General features: G+C 42.9%; 21 protein-coding genes and 2 tRNA genes. 15 read left to right on the top strand and 8 right to left on the bottom strand.

From position 1 onward, the window contains the following. Nucleotides 1-3: 3 nt before the first annotated feature. Nucleotides 4-579, bottom strand: a complete 576-nt coding sequence (locus tag BLS28_RS22990) for a TerD family protein (protein WP_091172910.1) — start codon at nucleotides 577-579, stop codon at nucleotides 4-6. Nucleotides 580-966: 387 nt separating this feature from the next. Here BLS28_RS22990 and BLS28_RS22985 point away from each other — a divergent pair, with 387 nt between their 5' ends. The 11 genes from BLS28_RS22985 to BLS28_RS22935 all read left to right on the top strand — a co-directional run bounded on the left by BLS28_RS22985 (nucleotide 967) and on the right by BLS28_RS22935 (nucleotide 12,562). Beyond that, nucleotides 967-1,698, top strand: coding sequence for a hypothetical protein (locus BLS28_RS22985; protein WP_091172906.1), 732 nt, complete (start codon nucleotides 967-969; stop codon nucleotides 1,696-1,698). A 166-nt stretch (nucleotides 1,699-1,864) separates the two neighbouring features. Then, nucleotides 1,865-4,552: a TonB-dependent receptor gene (locus BLS28_RS22980; RefSeq protein ID WP_256337517.1), complete on the top strand. Its 2,688-nt coding sequence runs from the start codon at nucleotides 1,865-1,867 to the stop codon at nucleotides 4,550-4,552. 9 nt (nucleotides 4,553-4,561) lie between these two features. Continuing rightward, nucleotides 4,562-5,737 carry a DUF4249 domain-containing protein gene (locus BLS28_RS22975; RefSeq protein ID WP_091172899.1) on the top strand — a complete coding sequence of 392 codons (1,176 nt, stop codon included), beginning with the start codon at nucleotides 4,562-4,564 and terminating at the stop codon, nucleotides 5,735-5,737. A gap of 47 nt (nucleotides 5,738-5,784) precedes the next feature. After that, a complete protein-coding gene (locus BLS28_RS22970; protein WP_091172896.1) occupies nucleotides 5,785-8,169 on the top strand; it encodes a hypothetical protein in 2,385 nt (794 codons plus the stop codon). A gap of 187 nt (nucleotides 8,170-8,356) precedes the next feature. Then, nucleotides 8,357-8,433: transfer RNA gene (locus BLS28_RS22965), tRNA-Asp, on the top strand. Nucleotides 8,434-8,542: 109 nt separating this feature from the next. After that, nucleotides 8,543-8,616: transfer RNA gene (locus tag BLS28_RS22960), tRNA-Asp, on the top strand. A gap of 126 nt (nucleotides 8,617-8,742) precedes the next feature. Beyond that, nucleotides 8,743-9,645: a helix-turn-helix domain-containing protein gene (locus tag BLS28_RS22955; RefSeq protein ID WP_090531134.1), complete on the top strand. Its 903-nt coding sequence runs from the start codon at nucleotides 8,743-8,745 to the stop codon at nucleotides 9,643-9,645. 93 nt (nucleotides 9,646-9,738) lie between these two features. Next, nucleotides 9,739-10,572, top strand: coding sequence for an oxidoreductase (locus BLS28_RS22950; protein WP_091172892.1), 834 nt, complete (start codon nucleotides 9,739-9,741; stop codon nucleotides 10,570-10,572). Nucleotides 10,573-10,613: 41 nt separating this feature from the next. Further along, nucleotides 10,614-11,345 (top strand): SDR family oxidoreductase, encoded by a 732-nt coding sequence (locus BLS28_RS22945; protein WP_091172885.1) that lies wholly within the window; start codon nucleotides 10,614-10,616, stop codon nucleotides 11,343-11,345. A 132-nt stretch (nucleotides 11,346-11,477) separates the two neighbouring features. After that, on the top strand, nucleotides 11,478-12,323 hold the full coding sequence (locus tag BLS28_RS22940; protein ID WP_091172881.1) for an oxidoreductase: 846 nt from the start codon (nucleotides 11,478-11,480) through the stop codon (nucleotides 12,321-12,323). Beyond that, a complete protein-coding gene (locus tag BLS28_RS22935) occupies nucleotides 12,284-12,562 on the top strand; it encodes an Atu4866 domain-containing protein (RefSeq protein WP_091172877.1) in 279 nt (92 codons plus the stop codon). Before BLS28_RS22940 ends, BLS28_RS22935 begins: the two co-directional genes overlap by 40 nt. Nucleotides 12,563-12,745: 183 nt before the next feature. Here BLS28_RS22935 and BLS28_RS22930 read toward each other — a convergent pair whose 3' ends face one another. The 5 genes from BLS28_RS22930 to BLS28_RS22910 all read right to left on the bottom strand — a co-directional run bounded on the left by BLS28_RS22930 (nucleotide 12,746) and on the right by BLS28_RS22910 (nucleotide 18,898). Continuing rightward, nucleotides 12,746-13,675, bottom strand: a complete 930-nt coding sequence (locus BLS28_RS22930) for an NAD(P)-dependent oxidoreductase (RefSeq protein ID WP_091172874.1) — start codon at nucleotides 13,673-13,675, stop codon at nucleotides 12,746-12,748. Nucleotides 13,676-13,920: 245 nt separating this feature from the next. Beyond that, nucleotides 13,921-16,062: a carboxy terminal-processing peptidase gene (locus tag BLS28_RS22925; protein WP_091173135.1), complete on the bottom strand. Its 2,142-nt coding sequence runs from the start codon at nucleotides 16,060-16,062 to the stop codon at nucleotides 13,921-13,923. Nucleotides 16,063-16,251: 189 nt separating this feature from the next. Beyond that, nucleotides 16,252-16,881, bottom strand: coding sequence for a tetratricopeptide repeat protein (locus BLS28_RS22920; protein ID WP_091172871.1), 630 nt, complete (start codon nucleotides 16,879-16,881; stop codon nucleotides 16,252-16,254). Between the two features lie 180 nt (nucleotides 16,882-17,061). Then, nucleotides 17,062-17,904 (bottom strand): isoaspartyl peptidase/L-asparaginase, encoded by an 843-nt coding sequence (locus tag BLS28_RS22915; RefSeq protein WP_091172868.1) that lies wholly within the window; start codon nucleotides 17,902-17,904, stop codon nucleotides 17,062-17,064. A 73-nt stretch (nucleotides 17,905-17,977) separates the two neighbouring features. Then, nucleotides 17,978-18,898 carry a cyanophycinase gene (locus BLS28_RS22910; protein ID WP_091172864.1) on the bottom strand — a complete coding sequence of 307 codons (921 nt, stop codon included), beginning with the start codon at nucleotides 18,896-18,898 and terminating at the stop codon, nucleotides 17,978-17,980. 172 nt (nucleotides 18,899-19,070) lie between these two features. Between BLS28_RS22910 and cphA the strand changes: the two genes are divergently transcribed. Then, a complete protein-coding gene (gene cphA, locus BLS28_RS22905) occupies nucleotides 19,071-21,698 on the top strand; it encodes a cyanophycin synthetase (RefSeq protein WP_091172860.1) in 2,628 nt (875 codons plus the stop codon). 270 nt (nucleotides 21,699-21,968) lie between these two features. On the opposite strand, the gene BLS28_RS22900 is transcribed toward cphA, so the two are convergent. Next, complete coding sequence (locus BLS28_RS22900) at nucleotides 21,969-22,631, bottom strand: DNA-3-methyladenine glycosylase family protein (RefSeq protein WP_091172856.1); 663 nt, start codon at nucleotides 22,629-22,631, stop codon at nucleotides 21,969-21,971. Nucleotides 22,632-22,782: 151 nt separating this feature from the next. Continuing rightward, nucleotides 22,783-23,901, bottom strand: a complete 1,119-nt coding sequence (locus BLS28_RS22895; RefSeq protein WP_091172853.1) for a DUF4407 domain-containing protein — start codon at nucleotides 23,899-23,901, stop codon at nucleotides 22,783-22,785. Between the two features lie 116 nt (nucleotides 23,902-24,017). Between BLS28_RS22895 and BLS28_RS22890 the strand changes: the two genes are divergently transcribed. The 3 genes from BLS28_RS22890 to BLS28_RS22880 all read left to right on the top strand — a co-directional run bounded on the left by BLS28_RS22890 (nucleotide 24,018) and on the right by BLS28_RS22880 (nucleotide 25,678). Next, a complete protein-coding gene (locus tag BLS28_RS22890) occupies nucleotides 24,018-24,332 on the top strand; it encodes a rhodanese-like domain-containing protein (RefSeq protein WP_090531100.1) in 315 nt (104 codons plus the stop codon). Between the two features lie 2 nt (nucleotides 24,333-24,334). Then, entirely contained in the window at nucleotides 24,335-24,550 is a 216-nt protein-coding gene (locus BLS28_RS22885; protein WP_091172849.1) for a DUF6358 family protein, read from the top strand. 219 nt (nucleotides 24,551-24,769) lie between these two features. Then, nucleotides 24,770-25,678, top strand: a complete 909-nt coding sequence (locus BLS28_RS22880) for a prohibitin family protein (protein ID WP_091172845.1) — start codon at nucleotides 24,770-24,772, stop codon at nucleotides 25,676-25,678. The last annotated feature ends 19 nt before the right edge of the window (nucleotides 25,679-25,697 follow it).

Here is a 25,697-nt window from a genome sequence, read left to right as displayed (position 1 = left end):
GCCTTATTTGATTATTTGCCCTTTGAAATATTTACTTAAAAAGAAAGCTAGGTCTTCTTTGTAACCAACGCCCGATGCTTCAAACTTCCAGGCGCCACCGCGTTTATAAAGCCTGCCAAACTCGATTGCTGTTTCGATAGAAAAATCCTCGCCCAGCTCATATTTACAAACTTCGGCGCCTGTTTGATTATCTAAGATACGAATGTATGAGTCACGTACCTGGCCAAAATTTTGACGGCGGGCTTGTGCTTCGTGAATAGTTACCACAAACAGGATCTCCTGGATGCGGGCATCTACTTTGGTCAGATCAACAGTGATCGATTCATCATCGCCTCCATCGCTGTTACCGCCTGTTGGGTCATCGCCGGTATGATGTATAGATTGCTCGGGCGAGTCGACATTATTATAGAATACAAAAAATTCATCCTGGGGTACTAGTCGGTTAACATCGATCATGATAGCCGATACGTCAAGATCGAAGTCATAACCTGTACCTTCGTTCGGGTTCCAGCCCAAACCAACTGTCATTTTTGAAAGGCCGATATCAATTTTCTGCCCTTTTTGTAAGTTAATAGCCATTTTAGTATGTGTTATTTTTAGGTAAAACCTGTGTAGCCTATTGGGTTTGCGCGGCGCTGCAGGTATTGAGCCGAAGACAAGCCGGCAAGTAAACGCTTAATCTAAGGTAGATGTTTTATTGAGGTGATATTGTAAAATTGCCTACACAAAAATAAGACGATGACAGGGGGCGGTTGTTACAGAAGAGGGGAGATAATTTAGTTGCGTAATACGCAATTATTTAACAATGGTTGTTGCATTTGTTTTAGCTCATTCGTAATAGTACGTTGTAGTCCCCCAGTCGCTTTTTTATGTAACACGATTAATACACTTGCTTTAGCGTATTAAGGGAAAGACACTTGGTAATTAAGTGAAAGTCATGTAAATTCCGTTTTTATAAAAACCTAAATGTTAAAAAAATCACTCCTGGCCTTAGTTATCACCTGGGGCACAACGGCAAACGGTCACGTTTCTGCACAAGCGGGCACCGATAGCACGGGTTTAGACCTCGTAATTGCTAATTATCACACTACTATAGGTCAACAATCACACCTATATAATGGGCCCGAATATGAGTTTTATGATCCCATAATAAAAGGTAATGCATATGTTTTTGACAATAAGTTATTTACGGCTGGAGATGTAAAATACGGGACCGCGGTTTATCGCGATGTCCCGATGTTATATGATCTGAATAAAGATTTGGTGGTTATACTGCTTTATAACCACTTTACCAAAATTTCATTACTAAGCGAGCGTGTGCCGGAGTTTTGGCTGCTTAACCATCATTTTATACGCATTACTACCGATTCGACAGGCCAGGCCCGCCTTGCTACCGGTTTTTATGATCAATTATACCAGGGAAAAAAGATCGGGATCATTGTAAAAAGGGCCAAGAGCATCCAAACCAACACGGGAAATAATACCATCGAATCTTTTTTTAGCGAAACAAGCGACTATTATGTTAAAAAAGGGGATAACTATTTCAGTTTTAGCGGAAAGGGCGGACTGTTAGATATTTTTAAGGATAAAAAGAAGGAGTTGCGGCAATATATAAAAGCAAATCATATCGACTTTCGCGAAAATCAGGAACAGGCTATAGTGGATGTAACTACTTATTATGATCATCTAACAAATTAATGTGGTGTGCCTATTATTTAATAACAAGGCAAAAAATGATATAGAATTAAATGTGTAAGGCAGGAAATAAAATAACCGGATGAAAAAAATTTACTTTTTAAGTTTCTGTTTTTTGATTTTAATTAAACTGTGCCAGGCCCAGCAGGGTCCGGTAAAATCAATCAGCGTGAACTTTCAACAAGCTACTATTGAGCAGTTTGTAACAGAACTGGAAGCAAAATCAGGCTTTCATTTTTTTTACGACGCCATGCAGTTTGATAGTTTGAAAGTAACTATGCAAGCAACCAATAAACCTATTGAAACCATATTGAGCCAGGCTTTTAAAAACACCGGTTTTAGTTTCGCCATAACCAAACAACAGCAGGTGTTTTTAACTAAAGGGCGCGAAATACAAACCGGGCTGGCGGTAGGTTATTTTGGCATTACAACTGCCAATGCAACTGCAGCAAATATGAGTGTATCCTTGGCTAATGCTGATCTTGATAAAGATAAAAAGATACCCGAAGCAACAACCGAAAATAAGCTATACGAAATAGGGATCAAAACCAACACTATTGAGGCGGGTACGGCAACGCTTTCGGGATATGTAAAGGAAGCTAAATCGGGCGAATCTGTAACAGGTGCCAGCATATATGTAACCAATACCAAAACGGGTGTAGCTACCGATCAGTTTGGCTATTTCACTATCAAATTACCCAAAGGCAGGCAGGTTTTAAGCGTTAGGGGCATTGGCATGCGCGATACCCGCAGGCAGATCATGCTTTACTCGGACGGTAAGATCATCATTGAGATGCAGGAACAGGTAACCAGTCTTAAAGAAGTAAAGATCTCTGCCGAGAAAGTGGCTAACGTGCGTAATGTTCAATTGGGGGTGAACAGGCTTGATATTAAAAGCATAAAACAAGTACCTACGGTATTTGGCGAGGCCGATATCTTAAGGGTGGTGCTTACCCTGCCCGGCGTTCAATCGGTAGGCGAGGCTACCACGGGTTTTAACGTTCGTGGCGGCTCGGCCGATCAGAACCTCATCCTGATGAATGACGCCACCATTTATAATCCCTCGCATTTCTTCGGCTTTTTTTCATCGTTTAACCCTGATATAGTTAAGGATATTGAATTATATAAAAGCAGTATTCCCGAAAGGTTCGGCGGGCGTTTATCATCGGTGTTGGATGTTACCAATCGTGAGGGTAATAAAAAGAAATTTACCGGTTCGGCTGGCATTGGTTTAATCACCAGCAGGCTTAACGTTGAAGGGCCTATCATCAAGAATAAAACCTCGTTTTCATTCGGGGGGCGTACCACTTACTCCGACTGGCTCCTTAAGCTCCTGCCCGATGCCTACAAACACAGTTCGGCTTCATTTTATGATCTTAACCTGGATATAAGCCACCAGATTGATGATAAAAACAACCTGTATCTAACCAGCTACATAAGCAAAGATAAATTCAGGCTTAATAGCGATACTGCTTACAGTTACAGCAACAGGAATATCAACCTAAAATGGAAGCATAATTTTAATAACAAACTATTCAGTGTTATTACGGCCGGGATAGACAAGTACCAATATGATGTTTCAAGCGCCGGTAACCCGGTAAATGCTTACAAGCTGAATTTTGATATTAACCAGAGTAATTTTAAAACGGATTTTACCTATTACCTTAACCGCAAAAATACTGTCGATTTTGGGCTAAGTTCCATTTATTATAAGCTCCATCCAGGCAACTTTCAGCCTCTTGGCGCCCAATCATTGGTAGCTCCTGATGTTATCGCTACACAACAGGCCCTGGAAAGCGCCCTATACCTGGGCGACAAGTTTGACGTGACCGACGACCTGTCGATAAGCGGCGGTGTAAGGTATTCAATCTACAATTTCCTGGGGCCGCAAACGGTGTATAATTATGCGCCTAATCTGCCTAAAACAAGCGCCAACCTGTTGGATAGTACCTATTACGCGAGTGGTAAGTTTATTAAAACTTATTCGGGGCCCGAAATCAGGCTTTCGGCCAGATATCAACTGGGCGATAACCTATCGATCAAGGGCGGCTATAACACCCTCAGGCAGTATATTCACCTGTTATCAAACACAACAGCCATATCTCCCACTGATGTTTGGCAACTAAGCGATCCTAATATCAAACCTCAATATGGCGACCAGGTATCATTAGGCCTTTATCATAATTTAAAATCAAACACTATTGAAACGTCGGTCGAGGTTTACTACAAACGGTTAAGGGATTATCTTGATTACAAGAGCGGAGCCAACCTGGTATTAAACCATCATATTGAAACAGATGTGGTAGGTACACAGGGGAAGGCATATGGGGTTGAGTTTTTAGTTAAAAAAGCCACCGGGAAAGCCAATGGGTGGATCAGCTATACCTATTCGCGTACGTTTTTAAGACAAAATGATCCTAACGCAGGCGATTTGATTAATGGAGGGGCTTATTATCCTGCAAATTTTGATAAGCCACATGCTTTTAATTTTATTAGTAACTACAGGTTTTCACATAGGTTCAGCGTTTCCTTAAATCTTACCTACAGCACAGGCCGTCCTATTACGCTACCTATTGCCAAGTATGAATATGGTGGTTCCGAACGGGTATTTTATTCAGACAGGAACCAATACCGCATCCCGGATTATTTCAGGTCGGATTTTTCAATGAACATAGAGGGGAACCATAAGGTACATCAGTTAACACACAACTCATTTACAATAGGTGTATATAACTTAACCGGCAGGCAAAACGCATACTCAACATTCTTTACCGAACAGGGCGGGGCCATTAACGGATATAAGCTATCCATATTTGCTAAACCTATTCCATTTATTAATTACAATATCAGGTTTTAACAGAAAGAGATGAAAGGAAAACGATACATATTGATTTTATTGTTGCTGGCAGGTATTTACAGTACTTGCAAAAAGCCATATAATCCTAAAATTGTGGATTCGCCTAATCATTACTTGGTTGTTGAAGGGGTGATAAACAATGGCAGCGATTCAACTATAATAAAATTAAGCAGAACGGTTAAAATTTCGGGCACTGTAAGCACAAGCGGAGTTGATAATTGCGCGGTATCTGTTGAAGCCGAAGGGGGAGCAGCATATTCACTTACGCCCCGGGGAAGTGGGACTTATGTTATACCGGCGCTTAATCTGGATGCCTCAAAAAAATATCGATTGCATATTATTACAGGAGATAGCAAAGAATATGCATCAGATTATGTTGTGGTTAAAAAGACACAACCTATTGACAGCATAGGATTTAATATTAAAAACAACAACGTGCAGATTTATGTGAATACGCACGATGCCGCAAATAGCACCCGTTATTATCGTTGGAGTTATGATGAAACCTGGCGGTTCCATTCAAGATATCAGTCGGCATACATGGTTGACCAGGTGCTTAAGGCAGTTGTTTTTCGGCCGGTTAGTGAAAGCAGCTATTATTGTTTCGCGGGGAGCAAATCAAGCACCATAGTGATAGGATCATCAGCTAAGCTGTCGCAAGATGTAATATATCAGCAGCCGGTAACAACCATAGCTTCAACATCCGAGAAAATAGAAACCCGTTATTCCATTTTACTAAAGCAATATGCCTTAACTAAGGAAGCTTACCAGTTTTGGGAAAACATGAAGAAAAACACGGAGCAGTTAGGAAGTATATTTGACGCCCAGCCATCGCAGTTAACAGGGAATATCCACAATCTTAAAGATCTGGCTGAGCCTGTTATTGGCTATATAAGTGTAACCAACATTCAATCGAAAAGGGTATTTATTGATAATGCCGATCTCCCTCGCGATTGGGCGCCTACATATCCATATGATTGCGGTCCCCTTGATACTGCACTCTTTTTTAATCCCAAAACCAAACAAAATGATGTACTGGGCATCATAATTAATGGTAATTCAATACCTGTGCTTGATATAACCGAGAAAATGAACGTAATAGGTTATACTTATTCATCAATTGAATGTACCGATTGCAGGATCAGGGGACGAGTACAAACCCCCTCATTTTGGATAGAGAGATAAAAAAGTTTATGAATGATGCCATGAAAATAAATCAATAAGGTTTGGCTATGAATGAAATTAAAAAACTTGCTATGGTTCCGATGATTTCCGGCATGTTACTGTTGTCATTGAACGGGGTGGCACAAACTATAAGCCAAATCTCCGACAGCTTTACCAAATACTATCAGGGTACTGTACAGGAAAAGATTTTTGTACATACTGACAAAAGCGCCTATATGACCGGCGAAATCTTATGGTTTAAGGCATATAACGTTGACGCCACTTATCATAAGCCGCTTGGTCTTAGCAAAGTTGTATATGTTGATGTGTTAGACAACAAGCAAAATGCCATAATACAAACTAAAATAGAAATAAAAAACGGCCTCGGTAGCGGCTCTGTTTATATCCCCGTATCGGCAAGTAACGGGAATTATAAATTAAGGGCATATACCAACTGGATGAAAAATTTCAGTCCTGATTATTATTTCGAAAAGAATATAACCATTATTAATCCTCTAAAATCTCCCGAAGCCATAACTAAAGCACAGTCACCGGGCTACGATGTTCAGTTTTTCCCGGAAGGAGGGAACCTTGTTGCGGGTATTAGCAGTAAAGTTGCTTTTAAGCTTACAGCATCAGACGCTACAGGCTTAAGTGAATGCAGAGGTTTTATTGTTGATCAGAAGCACGATACGGTAGCGCGCTTCCGGCCATTGAAATTTGGTATTGGCAGCTTTTTATTCACCCCGATAGCCGGGAATGTTTATACGGCTGTTATTAAATCGGGCAATACCCCGGCTGTTACTAAAGAGTTACCTGCCGTTGAAAGTCGGGGTTACGTAATGGCTGTAAAAGATGCAGGTAGCACACATGTGGAGATCACAGTAAAAGGAGCCGGCGTTGAAGCTGGCGAATTATATCTGTTTGTTCATACAGGCCAATCGGTTAAAGCCGGTATGGCAGCACCCTTTAATAGCGGTGCTGCCATTTTTACGCTTGATAAAGCTAAATTGGGCGAAGGGGTGTCGCACTTAACAATTTTCAATAGCGCCAGGCAACCCGTGTGCGAAAGGCTTTATTTTAAACGTCCCAAACAGAACCTCATTATCGAGGCCTCCGCTGATCAGCCTTCATATACCCGTCGTAAAAAGGTAAGTGTGGACATCGCTGCCAAAGATTTTTCGGGGCGCGTAAAACCTGCTAACCTGTCAATGTCGGTTTATAAGATTGATTCATTGCAAAATATTGATGCCGGCGAAATATTCAGCTATCTGTGGCTCAAGTCAGATTTACGTGGAAATATTGAATCGCCAGGCTACTATTTCAAAAATTCCGATGCTGAAGCCGACACGGCCCTTGATAACCTCATGCTAACACAAGGGTGGCGAAGGTTTCAATGGGATAATGTATTTGGTAATAAACAGGCGGCATTTAGTTTTTTGCCAGAGTATGACGGGCACCTGATTGCCGGTAAAATAACCAATACGCAAACCGGTGGTATTGCCAAAGATGTAGTAGCTTATTTAAGTGTCCCGGGAAAACGGGTACAGCTGTATGCCGCAAAAAGCGATTCGACAGGCAGGTTGATTTTTAATACAAGACAACTTTATGGTCCCGGCGAAATAGTAGTTCAAACCAATTCAGAACGGGATACCACCTATCATATTGATATTTTAAGCCCTTTTTCTGAACAATTCGCAAAATCCCCAATATTAAAATTTAACCTAACCCGGGGTATGCAAAGTGCCATTGAAGAACGAAGCCTGAGCACGCAGGTTCAAAATATTTATTTAGGCAATAAGATCAAGCACTTTTATGAGCCGCAGGTTGATAGTTCGGGTTTTTATACACCCCCCTATAAAACCTACCTTTTGGATAACTATACCCGTTTTACTACAATGGAAGAGGTATTGAGAGAGTATGTAAAGGAGGTTTGGGTTAACAGATCGCAAAAACGGTATCACATCAAAGTATTGAATGGTAATGGATTTTTAGATGGCGACCCCTTAGTGATGCTTGACGACGTGCCTGTTTTTAACATAGATAAGGTTATGGGTATTGATCCGTTGAAAGTTCGTAAGCTGGAAGATGTTCCGTACCGGTATTATTGGGGACCATCTGTTTACGAAGGAATCTTAAGCTTTACAACTTATAAGGGCGATCTTGGCGGTGTTGAAATAGACCCAAAGGCAGTAGTGCTCGATTATGAAGGTCTGCAATTACAACGTGAGTTTTATTCTCCGGTATATGACACTGAACAGTCAGTAAAAAACAGGTTACCCGATTTCAGAAACCTGCTTTATTGGGGGCCGGATATCAATACTTCAGCCGCTGGTAAAAATCAGTTGTCGTTTTATACGTCTGATCAAACAGGGAAATATATAGGAATTGTACAAGGGGTTACGTTACAAGGTGACATCGCAAGCCAATATTTTAGCTTTGAAGTGAATTAACTACTATTAAATTTCTACAGGATTTATATTTTGTGATTTCCTGATTTAATGTTGAATATCAGTAATTTACAGCAACCAAAAAAGGCGCACCGCGCAAAAAAGTGCTTAATTTTCAAAATAATGAACTTTTTTGAAAAAACAATTTGTGTAGAATAAAATGGTTTGTATATTTGCACACCCAAACGGAGGAGTGGTAGTTCAGCTGGTTAGAATACATGCCTGTCACGCATGGGGTCGCGGGTTCGAGTCCCGTCCATTCCGCCAAAAGTCTTACTGAAAAGTAGGGCTTTTTTGTGTTTTAACCTTTTTTAATTTTAAGTTCTACAATTTGTGTAGATCAAAAAGGTTTGTATATTTGCAACCCCAAACGGGAGGAGTGGTAGTTCAGCTGGTTAGAATACATGCCTGTCACGCATGGGGTCGCGGGTTCGAGTCCCGTCCATTCCGCTAAGAAGCATTTTAAAAATGTTCAAAAACCTTTAAATCATATGATTTAAAGGTTTTTTTGTTTGCCTCAAAATATTAAATTATCCCTGTTTTGAAGCCTTGGTTTGATTTTTGTAACTTTGTTTTATGTCGAAAGCAGAAACACTTCAAGATTTTTATCAAAGAAAGGTTAACTGGCTGCCCGGTAACCTTCAGCAAAGCATCGGTCACTTTAATGTATTCAGGATTGAGGATTGTATTGGCCCTAACGCAAAGCAAGTAACCTACAGCCGCCGTACTTTTTATAAGATCAGCCTGATGCGCGGCGATAACATCATTCATTATGCCGATAAAAGTATCAAGCTTTCGGGTTCAACGTTGATGTTCTTCAGTGCCATGGTACCTTATACATTTGAGCACATGTCTGATGATCGCACAGGCTTCTTCTGTATATTTACTGAGGAGTTTTTTCTGGAGAAATTCCGTACCGGCTTAAGCGAGTTTCCGATGTTTGGCCTTAATGCCAAGCCGGTTTATGCCTTAAATGATGAACAGGACGCTTATGTAACCGCTCTTTTTCAGAAAATGCTGTCTGAGATTAATACCGAGTATGCTTTTAAATATGATCTGCTCCGTAATTATGTTACGGAAGTAATTTATTATGCGCTTAAAACGGAACCATCCGAAAATGTTTATAAGCATGTTGATGCCAAATCGCGCATAACATCAGTATTTACCGAGCTGCTTGAAAGGCAGTTCCCTATTGAAACCCCTTCACAGCGGTTTGTATTGCGATCGGCCAATGATTTTGCACAACGGCTTTCGGTGCATGTAAACCATCTGAACAGGGCAATCCGCGAAACTACCGGCAAAACCACTACCGATCATATTGCCGACAGGCTGCTGAGCGAAGCCAAATCATTATTAAGGCATACAGACTGGAACATTTCTGAAATTGGTTATTGCCTGGGCTTTGAGGAGCCGACACATTTTAATAACTTTTTCAAGAAACAAACCCAACAAACGCCAAGCTCGTTCCGAAATGTTTGAATTTTGTAACCTTTGGTTTGATTAATGTAATGTGCCCCCTTTGTTGCTGCTGTAACTTTGTTTTATCTCAAATAAACAAATCAAACAATTTTTATGGACAACAACAAAGTATGGTTTATTACCGGGGCTTCGAAAGGTTTTGGCCTCAGCTTAGTAAAACAACTACTGGATGCAGGACAGCTTGTTGCCGCTACTTCCAGAAATTTACAGGAATTAACCGCTGCGGTTAATACAACAAGCAATAATTTTTTACCCCTACAAGTCGATCTGGTAAACGATAGCAGTGTATCGCTTGCATTGCAACACACTTATGAGGCTTTTGGCCGTATCGATGTAGTGATCAACAATGCTGGCTATGGCATTGGTGGTGCTATTGAAGAACTTAGCGATGCCGAAACCCGTATGGCATTTGATGTAAACGTATTTGGTACGCTGAACGTAATCCGCGCGGCAATGCCATACCTGCGCAAACAGCGCTCAGGCCATATTATCAATATTTCATCTATCGCAGGTATTACAGCTAATACCGGCTGGGCAATTTATGCAGGGGCCAAATATGCCGTGATCGGTATTTCGGAAGTGCTTGCTGCGGATGTTAAGGAATTGGGCATTAAGGTAACCGTGGTCGCTCCCGGCGCTTTCCGCACCAGTTTTCTTACTGCAGGATCGCTTTCAATTACTGACAACCAAATTGATGATTATACAGAAGTGCGTGCCATTCATAACAAATACCTCAAAATGGACGGCAAGCAAGCCGGTGACCCGGAAAAAGCGGCAACTGCTATTATCAACACAGTTTATGAAGACAACCCGCCATTGTACCTTTTATTAGGTGGCGATGCATACAATCGTGCTTTGGCAAAGCTTGATACTTTACACAATGAAATCAGGCAGTGGGAGGATGTAACCTGCTCAACTGATTTCTAAATTTATTCCGTTTACCCTATATCTACCTATATAAACACCAAATGGAAAGTATCAAGGATAAAGTGATTGTAATAACCGGTGCCAGCAGTGGCATCGGCGCATCTGCTGCCCGCAAACTGGCACAACTTGGCGCTAAAGTGGTTTTAGCTGCCCGCCGAGAAGATCAGTTGAAAGACCTGGCACAGGAAATTGGCGAAAATGCAATTTATGTAGTAACCGATGTTGCCAGGCGAACTGATCTGGATAACCTCATTCTGCAGACCATAGCCAAATTTGGCCGAGTTGACGTAATGTGGAACAATGCCGGCATCATGCCCATCTCTTTTTTTGAAGAAGGTCATGTTGATGAATGGGACAAAATGATTGACATTAATATTAAGGGTGTATTGTACGGGATTAATGCTGTGCTGCCCCACATGCTTGAACGCGGCCAGGGGCATATCCTCTCCACGTCATCGGTTGGTGGTTTAAAAACGTCGCCGGGCATTGGCGTTTACAGCGGTACCAAGTTCGCGGTCAAGGCTATTATGGAAACCCTGCGCGAGGAAGTTGCCCAAAACATTAAGGTAACCACCATTTACCCCGGCGCAACTAAATCCGAATTAGGACATGATATTACCAGCCCTAAGATTAAGGGCTTATACGGCAACCTTGCCAACATGCCAAAACTTGATGAGGAGGCTATAGCCAACGCGGTGATTTACGCTATAAGCCAGCCGGATAATATCTCCGTTAACGAGGTGGTGGTACGGCCGCTCGGACAAACACGATAGAGCAGGTTGAATTCATCATAAATCGGTGGAATCATAGCCTATCGGTGAAGTCCCAAAAGGCAAAATAGGTGAAAATCATAAACAATCATTGAAATAGTAACAAGTAAAATCAAAATCTATCAAATACAACATATGGAAAACAACAAAGTATGGTTTGTAACTGGTGCCTCAAAAGGACTGGGACTTGCCTTAGTAAAAAAACTATTGAATGAAGGCTATAAAGTAGCCGCTACATCGCGCAATTTAAGCGATTTGACCAAAGCAGTTGACTCGCAAAACGAGCGGTTTTTACCCCTCGCCGTTAACTTGACCAGCGAAGACAGTGTGCAGGAAGCTGTTGAGCTTACTGTAAAAACCTTCGGAAAAATTGACGTTATTGTCAACAACGCCGGTTACGGATTATTAGGCGGTATTGAAGAATTGACCGACCGCGAGGCCCGTGATAACTTTGAGATCAACGTATTTGGATCGTTGAATGTGATCCGTAAGGCGTTGCCTTATCTGCGCGCTCAAAAATCCGGACATATTTTAAATGTGTCGTCGATAGGTGGTTTCACCGGCGCGTTTGCAGGGGGAGGTATTTATTGCGCCACCAAGTTTGCCGTTAATGGTTTTTCTGAAACCCTATCGGCCGAAGTTGCACCGTTTGGCATAAAGGTTACCATTGTACAGCCGGGGTATTTCAGGACCAACTTCCTGTCGGCCGGTTCATTGGCGGTACCTCAAAACCAGATAGCCGACTATCAAAACGTTCGCGATACAGTAAATTTTCACCAAAACGACATGGACAAGCAACAAGCCGGCGACCCTGAAAAAGCAGCCGAGGCTATGATCAGCATAACTAACGAAGCTAACCCACCGCTAAATTTATTTTTGGGCGAGGATGCTTACGGTCTGGTTGAAAAGAAGCTTGCCTTCGTTCAAAACGAATTAGCAACATGGAAAGATTTAACACTTTCAACAGCAATACAACAATAAATGCTCATCATTATATAGGTGTATGGGTTACCCGCGATGGGTTTATACGTCATGAATTTTTGCCTAACGGGCGCTATACCGAGGCCCGAGGCGACAAACGAAATGCCTACACAGGTTATTACAGCGTATTAGGGAACCACGTTGAATATCTTGACGATACAGGCTTTACCGCCGAAGGTGATTTCAGGGACGGGGTGTTTTACCATGCCGGCATGGTACTGTACAAGGAAACGGCATAACGAATATATTAAATCAGTTATCATTTCTGCCAACCCGGCCCGGAAATGTATCTAAACGGAAATCTCCTGCACCATGCCCTATAATGTATTGCATAGTGTAGGAAATTTCTCTTTGATGTCACGTACAGGGGCGTTCCTTACGCTGTCGAATTATTAAAGATATGTGTGGTTCCGATAATCTGCCTATCCTTTCAAATCGGCCAGCTTTTCGGCCATTACCTCGCTGATCTTCCGGTATGAATCAAATGTCCAGCCGGCAACGTGAGGGCTTAACAGCACTTTGCCGCTTTGTTTTAATTCCTCAAACCATTGTTGTTCGGCAAGGGCCGGGAATTTTTCAACCTCCAATACATCCAACCCTGCCCCTAAAATTTTGCCTTCGCGTATGGCGTTTAGCACGGCACTTACTTTAGCAGTTTTGCCGCGTGAGGTGTTTAAGAAAAAGATAGGCTTTTTAAAATGGAACAGGTATTCATCATCCACCAGTCCGTTGGTTTCTGGAGTTAAAGGGATATGTAAGCTCAGTACATCGCTGTGCTTTACAATTTCTTCCATGCTTACCTCGCGCGCATATTTATCACTGAAGCCGGTTTTGTATTTATCGTAAGCAATAACATTTACCTGGAAGCCTGAAAGTTTCCTGGCAAAGCTGCTGCCCATATGGCCGTAGCCGATAATACCTACTGTTTTACCTTTTAGTTCGTAACCCCGGTTAGCCTCGCGCTGCCACTTCCCCCCGCGAATTTCGGCGTCGCCGCGGTTTAGGTTGTTCATTAATGACAGCAGTAAACCTATGGCATGTTCGCCTACGGCATCCGAATTGCCTTCGGGTGCGTTGATGAGTTTTATACCTTTTTGAGTAGCATAATCTTCATCAATATTATCCATACCAGCGCCGGCGCGGGCTATGAACTGTAAGTTGGTGGCAGCATCAAGCACAGCTTTATCCACCCTGAATTTTGAGCGGATCACCAACCCTGCATAGTCGCCTATGATTTGCATGGCTTCGTCAACCTTAATCAGCGGACGGTAATCGCAGGTGTAACCCTTGGCCTCGGCCATCTCCATGAAAATGGCATGCACATCATCAACAATAAGAATATTATTTTTCAACTTGAATTGATTTTTAATAAGAGGCCAAATTTACAAAATGCAAGGTTATTAGCCGAGGGGGTTTTATAATATGACACTAATTCCTCGAATTAAATCGAATCACATAAGTTTTGTTTTCTCTGTAAGGTTTCTAAATACAAATTCGTGTAATTCGATTTAATTTCTTCACATGCAAAGCATTCGTGTTTAAATAAAAACGCCTGACATCTTTCAATGCCGGGCGCTCAATATTATTAATAATTTGCTTAGTTAGCCGGTTGCGATACGCTTGTATACTTATTATCAAGGCTGATATAATCGGTCATGATTTGGCCGGCTTCGCGTTTTACAAAGTCAAGGTCTTCGTTTTTAGGTTTGGTTTGACCCTTTTTAAGGGCTGGCAAACCTAATGCTACCCGACGCAGGTTGTTACGCTCAAATGATTTCGCTTCATCATCGTCACGTTGTTTCTTCAAATCAGATTCTTTTAACGATACACTGTCATCGGCATCATGTTTTTTGAAATCAGCAATATCTTCAAGCAGGTATTTATAGCTGTCGCTGCCGGCCATGCGTTGGTCGTGCAGTTTTTTTAGCTGTGGCAGTACGCCGGTAAAATCGCCTGTTTTGGTATAATCTGTTTTGGCAATGATGTCAAAAGGCATTGCTGATGGTTCGGTATCTTCGCCATATTTATCCAATGGAATAACCGACGGGAATGAAATATCAGGTGTTACCCCTTTGTGCTGGGTTGAATTACCGCTGATACGATAGAATTTAGCTATGGTCAAATTAAGTTGTCCGTAAGTGCTTTGGCTGCCGGTTGAGGTTGTTTTTTTACCGCCACCAACTACGCCCGCAATTTTTTCACGAAGTGAAGAACCAATCACCCTGTCAAGATCGATAGCGCTTTGTACCGAGCCTTTACCATAAGTTTGGGTACCCAATATTAAACCGCGGCCGTAATCCTGGATAGCGCCTGAGAAGATTTCAGAGGCCGAAGCGCTGAAGCGGTCAACCAGTACCGCCATAGGGCCGCTATAGGTGATGTCCGCATCTTCGTCTTTATCAATTTCCACCTGGTCTTTAGTGTCACGCACCTGTACTACAGGGCCGGTTTTAATGAACAGACCGGTAAGCTCAATAGCTTCCATCAATGAACCACCACCGTTTTCACGCAGGTCGATCACCAGGCCATCTACATTTTCTTTCTTTAACGAGTCAAGGATTGCCTTAACATCGTGGGTGGTACTTTTATAGTTAGGGTTGCCTGCTTTATAATCGTTAAAGTCAATATAGAATGCCGGGATAGATATTACACCTATCCTAACCGTTTTACCATTGCTGTTGTAAGTGCGGATCTCTTTTTTGGCCGATTGGTCTTTCAGGATGATCTTCTCACGTACCATTTCAACCACTTTGGGTTTGCTTGATGCATTTGCACCGGCAGGCAATATTTCAAGCCTTACCGTTGTGCCTTTAGTACCGCGGATGATAGCGATGGCATTATCAACACGCCATCCCACCACGTTCTGGAATTCGCCGGTTTTACCCTGTGCTACTGCAACGATACGGTCGTCGACACTTATCTGGTGGCTTTTATCTGCCGGACCGCCCGGTACAATGGTTTTAATGGTTACATACTCGTTTTCCACCTGTAGTGAAGCACCGATCCCTTCAACCTGGCGCGACATTTCGATATTGAAATTAGCTGCGTTTGACGGGTTAAAGTAATTAGTATGCGGATCGATAGCCTCTGTAAAGGCGTCCATAAAGTATTGAAAAACGTCCTGGTTTGATAGCTTGTTGGTTTGTGTTAACAGGTTTTCGTAGCGTTTCTTAAGTGTTTCCTTATTTTTGGCCATATCTGCATTGGCCAGTTTCAGGTTTAGCAAATCGTATTTTACGCGCTTGGTCCACATGGCATCCATTTCGCTTTGCGAAGCAATCCATGGTAGTTTATCGCGATCATAAACAAAGGTTTCAGTTTTATTGAAATCGAAATTTTTATTGATCTGCTCAAGCGAATATTTTACATGCTCGATATATCTTTTCTGAAAAACGTTGAAGATATAAAAAGCATCGGCCAGGTTGCCGGCTTTAATATCATCATCAAGTACGGTTTTATATTTTTCAAAATCCTTGATATCAGATGCTAAAAAATAGCTGTGGTTCTCGTCGAGCGATTTGATATACCGGTCGTAAATGATGGCGGATACTGAATCGTTCAGCGGAACTTTTTTATAGTTGTAGTTAGAGATTAATGATGCTACCTGCTTACAAACAAGGCTTTGCTGTTCATCGGGCTGTAAATCATTTGAACCTGCTACTTTAACAGGTTTGGATGGTGATGCTTTACAGGCGAGGGCTGCGCCCAGCACCAATAACAAATATACTTTCTTAAACATATCTTTTACTGTAGTTAAATCGGGGTTGGTGTAAAACATCAATACTTGTGCCTATTATTAATTTGCTAATGTAAAATAAAAAAGAGACAGTCAATATGCTGTCTCTTAATTACTAATAACAATAATACGATTATGTTTTACTAATAGTATGCAGGCAGCACCATTTTACGTTTTTGTTACAAAAAAACACTATTTGTTAACCGGTTTGGTAATTGTACCTGCATCGGCGGTTTCGGCAAAATGGGTTTCGGTATGCAGCGTGTTGAATTTATTGTCCTGTAAATAGCGCGTTTTTTTCTCTACAGTAGCCAGGTCAAAAGTTAAACCGCGGGCAACAGCCAGTTGTCGGGCTTCGGCCAGGTCTTGTTTAGCCTGTGTATAATCGCCGTAATCAGCTTTTACAGTCGCAAGGTCAAGCAGGTTTGCTATGGTATGCCTGTCGTCGTTTTGCTGGCGCGATATGGTGATACTTTGCAGCAGGAACCATTTGGCCTCGGCCAGGCGGTTTTGTTTCATATACATCTGGGCCAGGTCGCTAAAGTTGTAGCTGGCGGCATTGTACACATGAAAACGCATATTGTGCTGCGCGGTTTTCATAACCGATTCCTCGATCATGGCCAGTACATATGGGGTATGTTCAATAGTAAACGGGCGGATTTTTACTTTAGCCACTACAGGAGCGGGCAGCCTTTTAATAGAGTGGCTTTGTGCATAAGCCATTTGCGGAGACCGGGTACGCTTATTGAATGGCTTATAATACCATTGCGCTGATGCATCGAACCCAACAGCGCATAAAATAATAAGTAGGAAATATCTCATCTAATCTTTTTCCTGGGTTTAAACTGTTTATTTTAAATTAATCAGCTTAACAAATGTAATTATTTGTTAACGGGAAAACAATACCCGTAAAATGCAGTAAATACGTAAACGCCTAAAGGCCACCGTTATTTTACAGGTGCTTAACTTATACCCTTTCTACGGGAAAAATAAATTTAGGTTTTAGTTAAAAACTTCAATATCTCCGTCATGCAGGGCCCATACCATGTAAGGGTGGGTGTCTGAGTGATAGATCTGCCCATCAGTAGTAATGCCTATCACACCGGCAAAGCCATCGTAAGGTTTCATTTCATCGAGGGTTTTTTCGGTAGCGGCCATAAGGGGCATGCCATCGGTTACTCGCGTAACAATTTTAACAGCTACCGAGCCACTTACAATATCTTCACCTACGCCGGTACATGAAACGCCGGCAAACTCATTGGCATAATTTCCTGCAGTAGTGGCCGAATCACTAACACGGCCGGGAATTTCAAAACCTTTGCCCCCGGTACTCGTTGCGGCCGCCAGGTTTCCATGCACGTCCAATGCAACGCAGCCCACGGTGCCCAGCCTGATAGAATCGCTTAGTTTTTGTTCGTATTCGTGACGTCGCTGCGGGATTTCGGGGTTATAGTATTTATGACCGTTTTCTATAGCAAAATCGCATGCTCCTTTGCCGCTCAATACACGATCATCGTAGGCTTGAAGTTTTTCGGCTACACAGATCGGGTTTTTAACATCTTCAATGTTGATGACGCCCGAAAAGCGTTGGGTTTTGCCATCCATCAAAGAGGCGCTGAGGCGAATCTTGCCATCGCTCTGGATCTGTGATCCCGTTCCGGCATTAAAAAGTTCGCAATCTTCAAGCAGCCTTACGGTATAAACGGCCGTTTCGGCAGCAGTGTGATGTTGCAGGTGTTTGTATCCTAACTGCACTATGCCGTTCAGGGCTTCCTGTTTGGCCAGCTTTACTTCCTGGTTGGTATGCGATTCGCTAAAAAAACCGCCGTGAATAATTATTTTCATAATTATAAATTAAAGTAGATGTACCTGCATAAATAAGGCCAGGCTATTTAATAAGAACTTTATGCAGTTTAAATTATTGTAATAGATTGCTACCGGGTGCATGTATAAAAACACCTTCTTCAACTTTTACGCTCTTTTTTATGAGTAAACGGTGTTGTATCAGGTCGTACTTATCAAATATCGACATGACGTGCACTCTCAGGTTTTCGATAGATATTGGCGAGCCGAGCTCCACATCATAAATATTGGTTGATACGATGTTGCGCCCATCAACCAAAATGATGAGGCCCGAGCCGATAGCTTCCATCATATAACCTTCGGTAATAAGTAAGCCTGTATCTTCGCCCAAACCTATCCCCAAAATGCCGGGGTTAGTTGCAACGGCATACATTAACCGGCCTATGCGGCCACGCTGTACAAAGTGAGTGTCAACAATCACCGAATCGATAAAGCCAAGGCCGGCGGTTATCTGCACTTCGCCTTTCACAAGGGCTTCGTTACTTTGCCCGCGGTAGATCATATGTGTGGATGCTGCCGCAGCGCCTGCCGAAGTACCTGCTATCACAAAGTTTTCTTTTTGATAGCGTTGTTTAAGGATCTGTAAAAATTCGGTGCCGCCAAAAATGGCTGTTAGCCTGAGCTGGTCGCCGCCGCTGAACATCACTACATCGGCTTTGCGGATCCTGTCTAAGTATGCCTTGTTCCCCGCATCTTCGCGGCTTTTGATGTGCAGTACGTTAACATTGGTAACGTTGAGCTGGCCAAACGCCTTGATATACTCAGCGCCGACAAGCTCCGGAATCTGTGAAGCTGTGGTGATCACTTCAATTTGTGAGCCTTCATGCTTTGCCGATTCATTAATAATGCGCCTTAATATGCCTTGTTCAAAAAATTTGATATAATCTGGTTGCAAAATGTGTTCCTGAAGAGTAACATTACTCCCCATATCAACTGCGCCACCTATAATTATTAGTTTACCTTTCGGGACAATCATGATTATTTCACAATATCTTAATACAACTATATACAAATTACGACAAAAACCTGCACAAACACAGGAACTAATAATAAATAATGGCTTTTCGCCATCAAAAATTTTATTCCCGTGTTATGTTTTATAGTTTTAAGGGGAAAATTAGACTGACAAAAAAATAGCATCCTACATAATGAAGATCGAGAATATTCAGGTACTACGCGGACCCAACATTTGGAGCATCAGACGCAAAAAATTAATACAAATGCGGCTTGATCTGCAGGAGATGGAGCACCGCCCCTCCAACGAAATAGATGGCTTTTATGAACGGCTTGAAAAGCTGCTGCCGTCGTTATATAGCCACCGCTGCTCGCCCGGTGTACCCGGCGGTTTTTTTCAGCGGGTGATTGCCGGCACCTGGATGGGACACGTCATTGAGCACATAGCCTTAGAGATTCAAACCCTTGCCGGTATGGATACCGGCTTTGGCCGCACCCGCGAAACCAAAACAAAAGGCGTATACAATGTAGTATTTGCTTACCTGGAAGAAAAGGTCGGCGTTTTTGCAGCCGAGTCGGCCGTGCGCATAACCGAAGCTTTGATAAAAGGCGAGGATTACAACCTGGATGCTGATATTCAGCAAATGCGCGAGATTAGGGAAAATACCCGCCTGGGACCAAGTACCGGGTCAATTGTAGAAGAAGCGATCGCGAGGGATATCCCATGGATCAGGCTCAACAACCAATCGTTAGTGCAGTTGGGTTACGGCAAAAATCAGGTACGTTTCCGCGCTACCATGACCGAAAAAACCAGCAGCATTGCTGTTGATATTGCCAGCAACAAGGAAGAAACCAAACGACTTTTACAGGAGCAGGCCATCCCTGTTGCTAAAGGCGTAACTATTTCATCGGCATCGGCTGTGCCGGATGCCATCCGCAAAGTGGGCTTCCCGCTGGTGTTTAAACCGCTTGATGGCAACCACGGCCGCGGCATTTCTATCAACATAAAAACTGAAGAAGAGGCTATTGAAGCTTATGAGCACGCTGCCAAAATTTCGCGCCGCGTAATTGTGGAGCGTTATGTTACCGGCTTCGATTTTAGGGTGTTGGTGATTGATAATAAAATGGTTGCAGCCGCTCTCCGTAAACCGGCACATGTTACCGGCGATGGCAGGCTGAATATCCAGGAATTGATAGACCTTGAAAATACAGACCCGCGCCGGGGTTATGGACATGAAAATGTGCTTACAGAGATAACGGTCGACCGTGATACCCTCGATCTGTTGGCAAAAAAAGACTACACGCTTGAAACTGTTCCCGAAAAAGATGAGGTGGTTTATGTAAAATCAACTGCTAACCTAAGCACAGGCGGCACCTCTGTTGATGTTACCGACCATGTACACCCGCAAAATATTTTCATTTGCGAACGCATTTCTAAAATCATCGGCCTGGATATTTGCGGCATCGACATCATGGCGCAAAACCTTACCGAGCCGCTTACTGATACAGGGGGAGTGATACTGGAAGTTAATGCCGCACCGGGCTTCAGGATGCATATTGCTCCGAGCGAAGGCTTGCCCCGCAACGTAGCCGGACATGTGATTGATATGCTTTACCCGGCCGGTAAATCGGCCCGCATCCCTATCATAGCTATTACCGGGACTAACGGTAAAACCACTACCACCCGTTTGATAGCACACATTGTTAAAAATAACGGTCACCGGGTAGGTTTCACCACCTCGGATGGGATCTACGTACAAAACAATATGATGCTGAAGGGCGATACAACCGGCCCTGTAAGCTCGGAGTTTATACTGAAAGACCCAACAGTTGATTTTGCGGTATTGGAAACAGCCCGCGGGGGTATCCTGCGCTCGGGCCTCGGTTTTGGCTTTTGCGATATAGGGGTAGTTACCAATATCCAGGAAGATCACCTTGGCTTATCGGACATTCATTCATTGGAAGACCTATCGCGCGTAAAAAGCGTAGTGCTTAACTCGGTTAAGAAGGATGGCTGGGGCGTTTTGAATGCCGATAACGAGTATTGCGTACGCATTGGCAAAAAGGCCGAATGTAATATCGCTTATTTCAGCCGGAACGAAAATAATCCCATCATTAAATCACATTGCAAAAAAGGAGGCATTGCCGCTATTTGCGAAAACGGGTTTATCACCATTTTAAAAGGCGACTGGAAGATCCGCGTACAGCGTACCATCCTGATTCCGCTTACGTTTGGCGGTACTGTGCCCTTTATGATCGAGAATGTGCTGGCCGCTACACTGGCTACGTTTTTATGGGGATTTAAGACAGAAGATATCAAGATCTCGCTCGAAACTTTTATTCCATCGGCCTCACAAACGCCTGGCCGCATGAATATTTTTGAGTTTAAAGATTTCCGGTTCATGATTGATTTTGCCCACAATCCGGATGGATACACTGGCATCAAGGAGTTTTTAAGACATATCGATTCGCCGCTTAAAATTGGTATCATAGCCGGCACCGGCGACAGGAGGGATGACGATATCCGCGAACTGGGTAAAATATCGGCCGAAATGTTTGATTATATCATCCTGCGCCAGGAAAAACACCTGCGCGGCCGCACCGCCGAAAATATTATTGGTTTACTCAAAGAGGGAATTGAATCAGTTGATCCTGACAAGCAGGTTGAGGTAGTGCCTAAAGAAGTTGATGCTATTAAACACGCCATGAGCCTGGCCCGACCCGGAACATTCATTACCGCCCTGAGCGATGTGGTTGATAATGCCATTGAAACCGTACAGGATTACCAGGAGCAGGAGAGGAACGGACTATTTAATGTTTGACAGCCCTAAAGTGGGGCTTTTGATGAGCATATTTTGAATGCGTTGGCGAAGCCAGCGCATTTTTTGTTTATATACTTTTGTAGGTTAAAGTGTAATAACACCTACCATGGACAGCACCAACAGGGGTTAACAGGGTTAACACAATTTTGAATGTTTCAGTATAATAGTCTGAATATCAATTGTTTAATAAAATGGAGGGGTTGCGCGAAGGATCTGATAAAGATATTCAGCTTATGGGAGGTGTTATTAAATTTAAGCCTCCGAAGATCTTTATTTTTTAACGCCTTGCTTAGAGGGTTTGGGTGGGGCCGGTACTCTTTGGCTCAGATAATAATGCCACAAAATCATCGCCGCTACCGTTCGGTATGGTTTCCATTGTTCGGTCACCGCTAACAATTCTTCTTTGGTAATATCTTTTGGCAGATTTTTTACCCGTTTAAGGGCATTCACTGCGGCCAGATCCCCGATAGGGAAAACATCGGTGTGCTGTAATACAAACATCAGGTAAACATCAACAGTCCAGTTGCCAATGCCTTTGAGGGCGGTTAGTTTGGTACGGATAATATCATCAGGCATTTGTTCCATTTCGGCAAGGTTGATCTGCCCGCTTACAATGGCTTCGGCAAGGTATTTTATATAGATGTTTTTTTGGCGACTTACATAACATGCCCTGAATTCTTCATCGGTAAGCAGTAGTACCCGTGCAGGGGTAATTTGCTGTACCCGCTCGCGCAATTTATTTAAGGCAGATAGTGCTGAAGCCAGTGATACCTGCTGCTCTAAGATAATATGCACCAGTGTTTCAAAACTATTGGGCCTTGACCATAAAGGCGGATGACCATGGTTTTTTATAATCAGGGCCAGATCAGGATCATTAGCTGCAAGATGATCACAAATGGAATGATAGTTTGAATGTGAAAATTGCTCAAACATAGGTTGATATTATGTTTTGCAAGATGGGAGATTGGGTTGGTAATTGCAAAATATTCCACTGTAGAGACGCATAATTGCGTCTTCGCCCATAAATCGGCCCTGCATAGTTGGGAGACGCAATTATGCGTCTCTACGGGAAAAATGCAGGGTTTTACTCGTAACTATGCCGCTCAAAATCATAATCAGATTGCGAGGTAATGATCTTTTTTCGCCGCTCGATATCCGTATCCAGGTTGTGGTCGTAAATATTATCCGTAACCGCTATATCTCGTTCCTTATCCCGTTCGGCAAGGTGGATATTGGCTTCGGCTGTTTTGGCGATAGCCGTATCATAAGGCCCTTTGGGCGACATCAGCTTTACAAATACCGGCAAACATTCAAACAAAATGAACAGGTAGCCGATAAACGAAATAGCGAGATAGGTATCGAGGTCGCGCTTGCCGTTTTCAGTGTAGGTGAGCTGGCCTAATGCCCAGTTACGGTCGGAGAAGCCGGCTATGCTGGCCAGGCTGTCCAGTTGATGCTCTGTAAACAAACGGGTGCTGTTCAGTCCCTCATAATCTTTACGGGCACTCAGGTATTGGTCCATCTGCCCTAAATTATCAGTAACGGATTTAAGCCGGGCTTCCTTTTCTTCCAGTATGGCCTGCTTTTGCTTTGCATAAGTGCCATAACCGGTAATGCCCGATGTTTGGTTGGTTTTATCACCGAAAACTTCCTGGTTAAGCTGATAACGTGAGCGGTTAATATCCCGCTCCAATGAATCTTTCTCCTTTTTCAAATCGGTGTTTTTACCCAGTTCCATGGCATACTTCTGCATGTAGGTTTTTTCGAGGGTATCAATTTTACTGCGTTGCCCCTTTAAATAGGCGGTTTTTAGTTTCTGGCGAATTTCTTTATCAAAAATCTTGAGTTCAAGTGGGCGCGATATCACAATACCAATCATGATAGCCAGCAAAATACGCGGCGATGCCTGCAATATCTGCTGATTGGTTGTACCTTCTTTATTAATGCTGGATACGATGTAACGGTCCATATTAAAAATGGCCGTTCCCCACAGTAAACCAAATAGTATAGCAAAACCTACAGCAAAGGCATCGCCATTAAAAACAAAGTACATGGCATAACCGCCGGATAATGCGGCGAACGTTGCCGTGAAAAATATAGTTGCCCCAATACCAACATACTTATTATGCTCAATTGGGTACTTTTTTAAGGTATCGATATGTGCTCCTGAACAGAACCAGAAAAAGCGTGTAACTTTTTTCATTAAGTAATTATTGTGTAAACATATATGAAACGCTCATATACTTTGATTGTTACAAATAACAAGCCTAAATATTTGATTAAGAAAAAAACTACCTTTGAATTATAATTACATTTAACATGAACGAGATAACCGTACAAGAACTAAAAGAGAAAATTGACAAAGGCGAAGATTTTCAACTGATTGATGTTAGGGAAGATTTTGAATACGAAACTTCAAACCTTGGCGGGCAGCTTATACCGCTTGGCGGCGTGCTGATAGAATCGGAAAAGATAAGTAAAGACAAGCCGGTAGTAGTAATGTGCCGCAGCGGTAAACGCAGCGCGGCTGCTATTATGCAACTGGAGCAGCAGGGTTTTACCAATCTGTCAAACCTAAGAGGAGGGATCCTTGCATGGCAGGCCGAAATTGACCCTGAATTAAACGTATACTAATAATGGGCTTTAAACTGGTGCTCAATGTGCTTTACACCATGGGTGTAGCTTTGTGCTTTATTGTAGCTTATAAAATGTTCACCGAAAAAAACTACCTGATCATGGCTGGTGCCATGGTTGTTGGCGTAGTTGTGATTTTCATGAAGCTGAGGCTTTTGAAAGAGGTTAAAGAGACCCAGCAAGCCCCGCAAAATAAAAAAGGCAAAGGGGCAAAATGACCCATTGTTAATTATGCTAAAGACTTACGAAGTTTTTAAAACCTCGTAAGTCTTCTTTTCATTTCTCTGGTGCAAGTTTTGAGCAGTAGTAGTAAGCAGCGGATAACTCATGCAGATCACGCTAAACCAGAGAGCCCCGCATTTTACAGCCGTAATCCCACTAAAAATCATTCTTTTATAATAGGCTTGCAACATGTAAAAAAAGCTTAACTTCATTGCATGTTTATAGCAGTATTAGGAGTTATTGTACTCATTGTGGGTATAGTACTCAAACGTTCACCCGAACCGGCCGGCCGCTTTAATGGAGTGGTAACCGCGGTAGGTATAGCCATGGTTGTACTTGGCTTATTACTCAATATTTTTAAAGTTATTGAGCCGGGCAAGGTAGGGGTTCAAACCCTTTTTGGCAAGGTGCAGGACCAGGTGCTTGAAAGCGGCTTACACATTATAAACCCTGTTGTAGAGATCACCACTTTTGATGTACAGACCCAAACCTATACCATGAGCGCGGTAAACAACGAAGGCCAAAAGGAAGGTGATGACGCTATCCGCGTACTTTCATCAGACGGGTTGGAGGTTACTATTGATCTTTCGGTGCTGTATAAAGTAAAACCCGACAGGGCTCCTTATATCATGCAGAATATTGGCGAAAACTATGTGGATAAGATCGTTCGCCCGGTTTCGCGCACGGCCATCCGTGATAACGCGGTTGCTTATGCTGCTGTCGATCTGTATTCGACCAAGCGGCAGGAGTTTCAGGATAAAATAAACCGTTACATTACCGCCAGTTTTGAAAAACGCGGACTGGAGCTGCAACAAATTCTGGTGCGCAACATCACCCTGCCTGCCTCGGTACGGGCCAGCATCGAATCAAAGATCAACGCCGAGCAGGACGCCCAGAAGATGGAGTTCGTATTGCAAAAGGAACGCCAGGAAGCCGAACGTAAGCGGGTGGAAGCGCAGGGTATTGCCGATTATCAGCGTATCCTTTCAACCGGGTTATCGGATAAGCAACTTCAATATGAAGCCATAAAAGCACAAAAGGAAATAGCGCTATCGCCCAATGCCAAGGTGATTATTATTGGCGGCGGAAAGGGAGGCAACCCGATAATGATCAGCGATAAATAGTGCGTGATTAATGTACCTT

This window comes from Mucilaginibacter gossypii (genome assembly GCF_900100945.1).
In the GTDB taxonomy this organism is placed as follows: Bacteria; Bacteroidota; Bacteroidia; order Sphingobacteriales; family Sphingobacteriaceae; genus Mucilaginibacter; species Mucilaginibacter gossypii.
The sequence above is the reverse complement of the archived record's forward strand: the minus strand, read 5'-3'. Positions and strand labels throughout refer to the sequence as shown.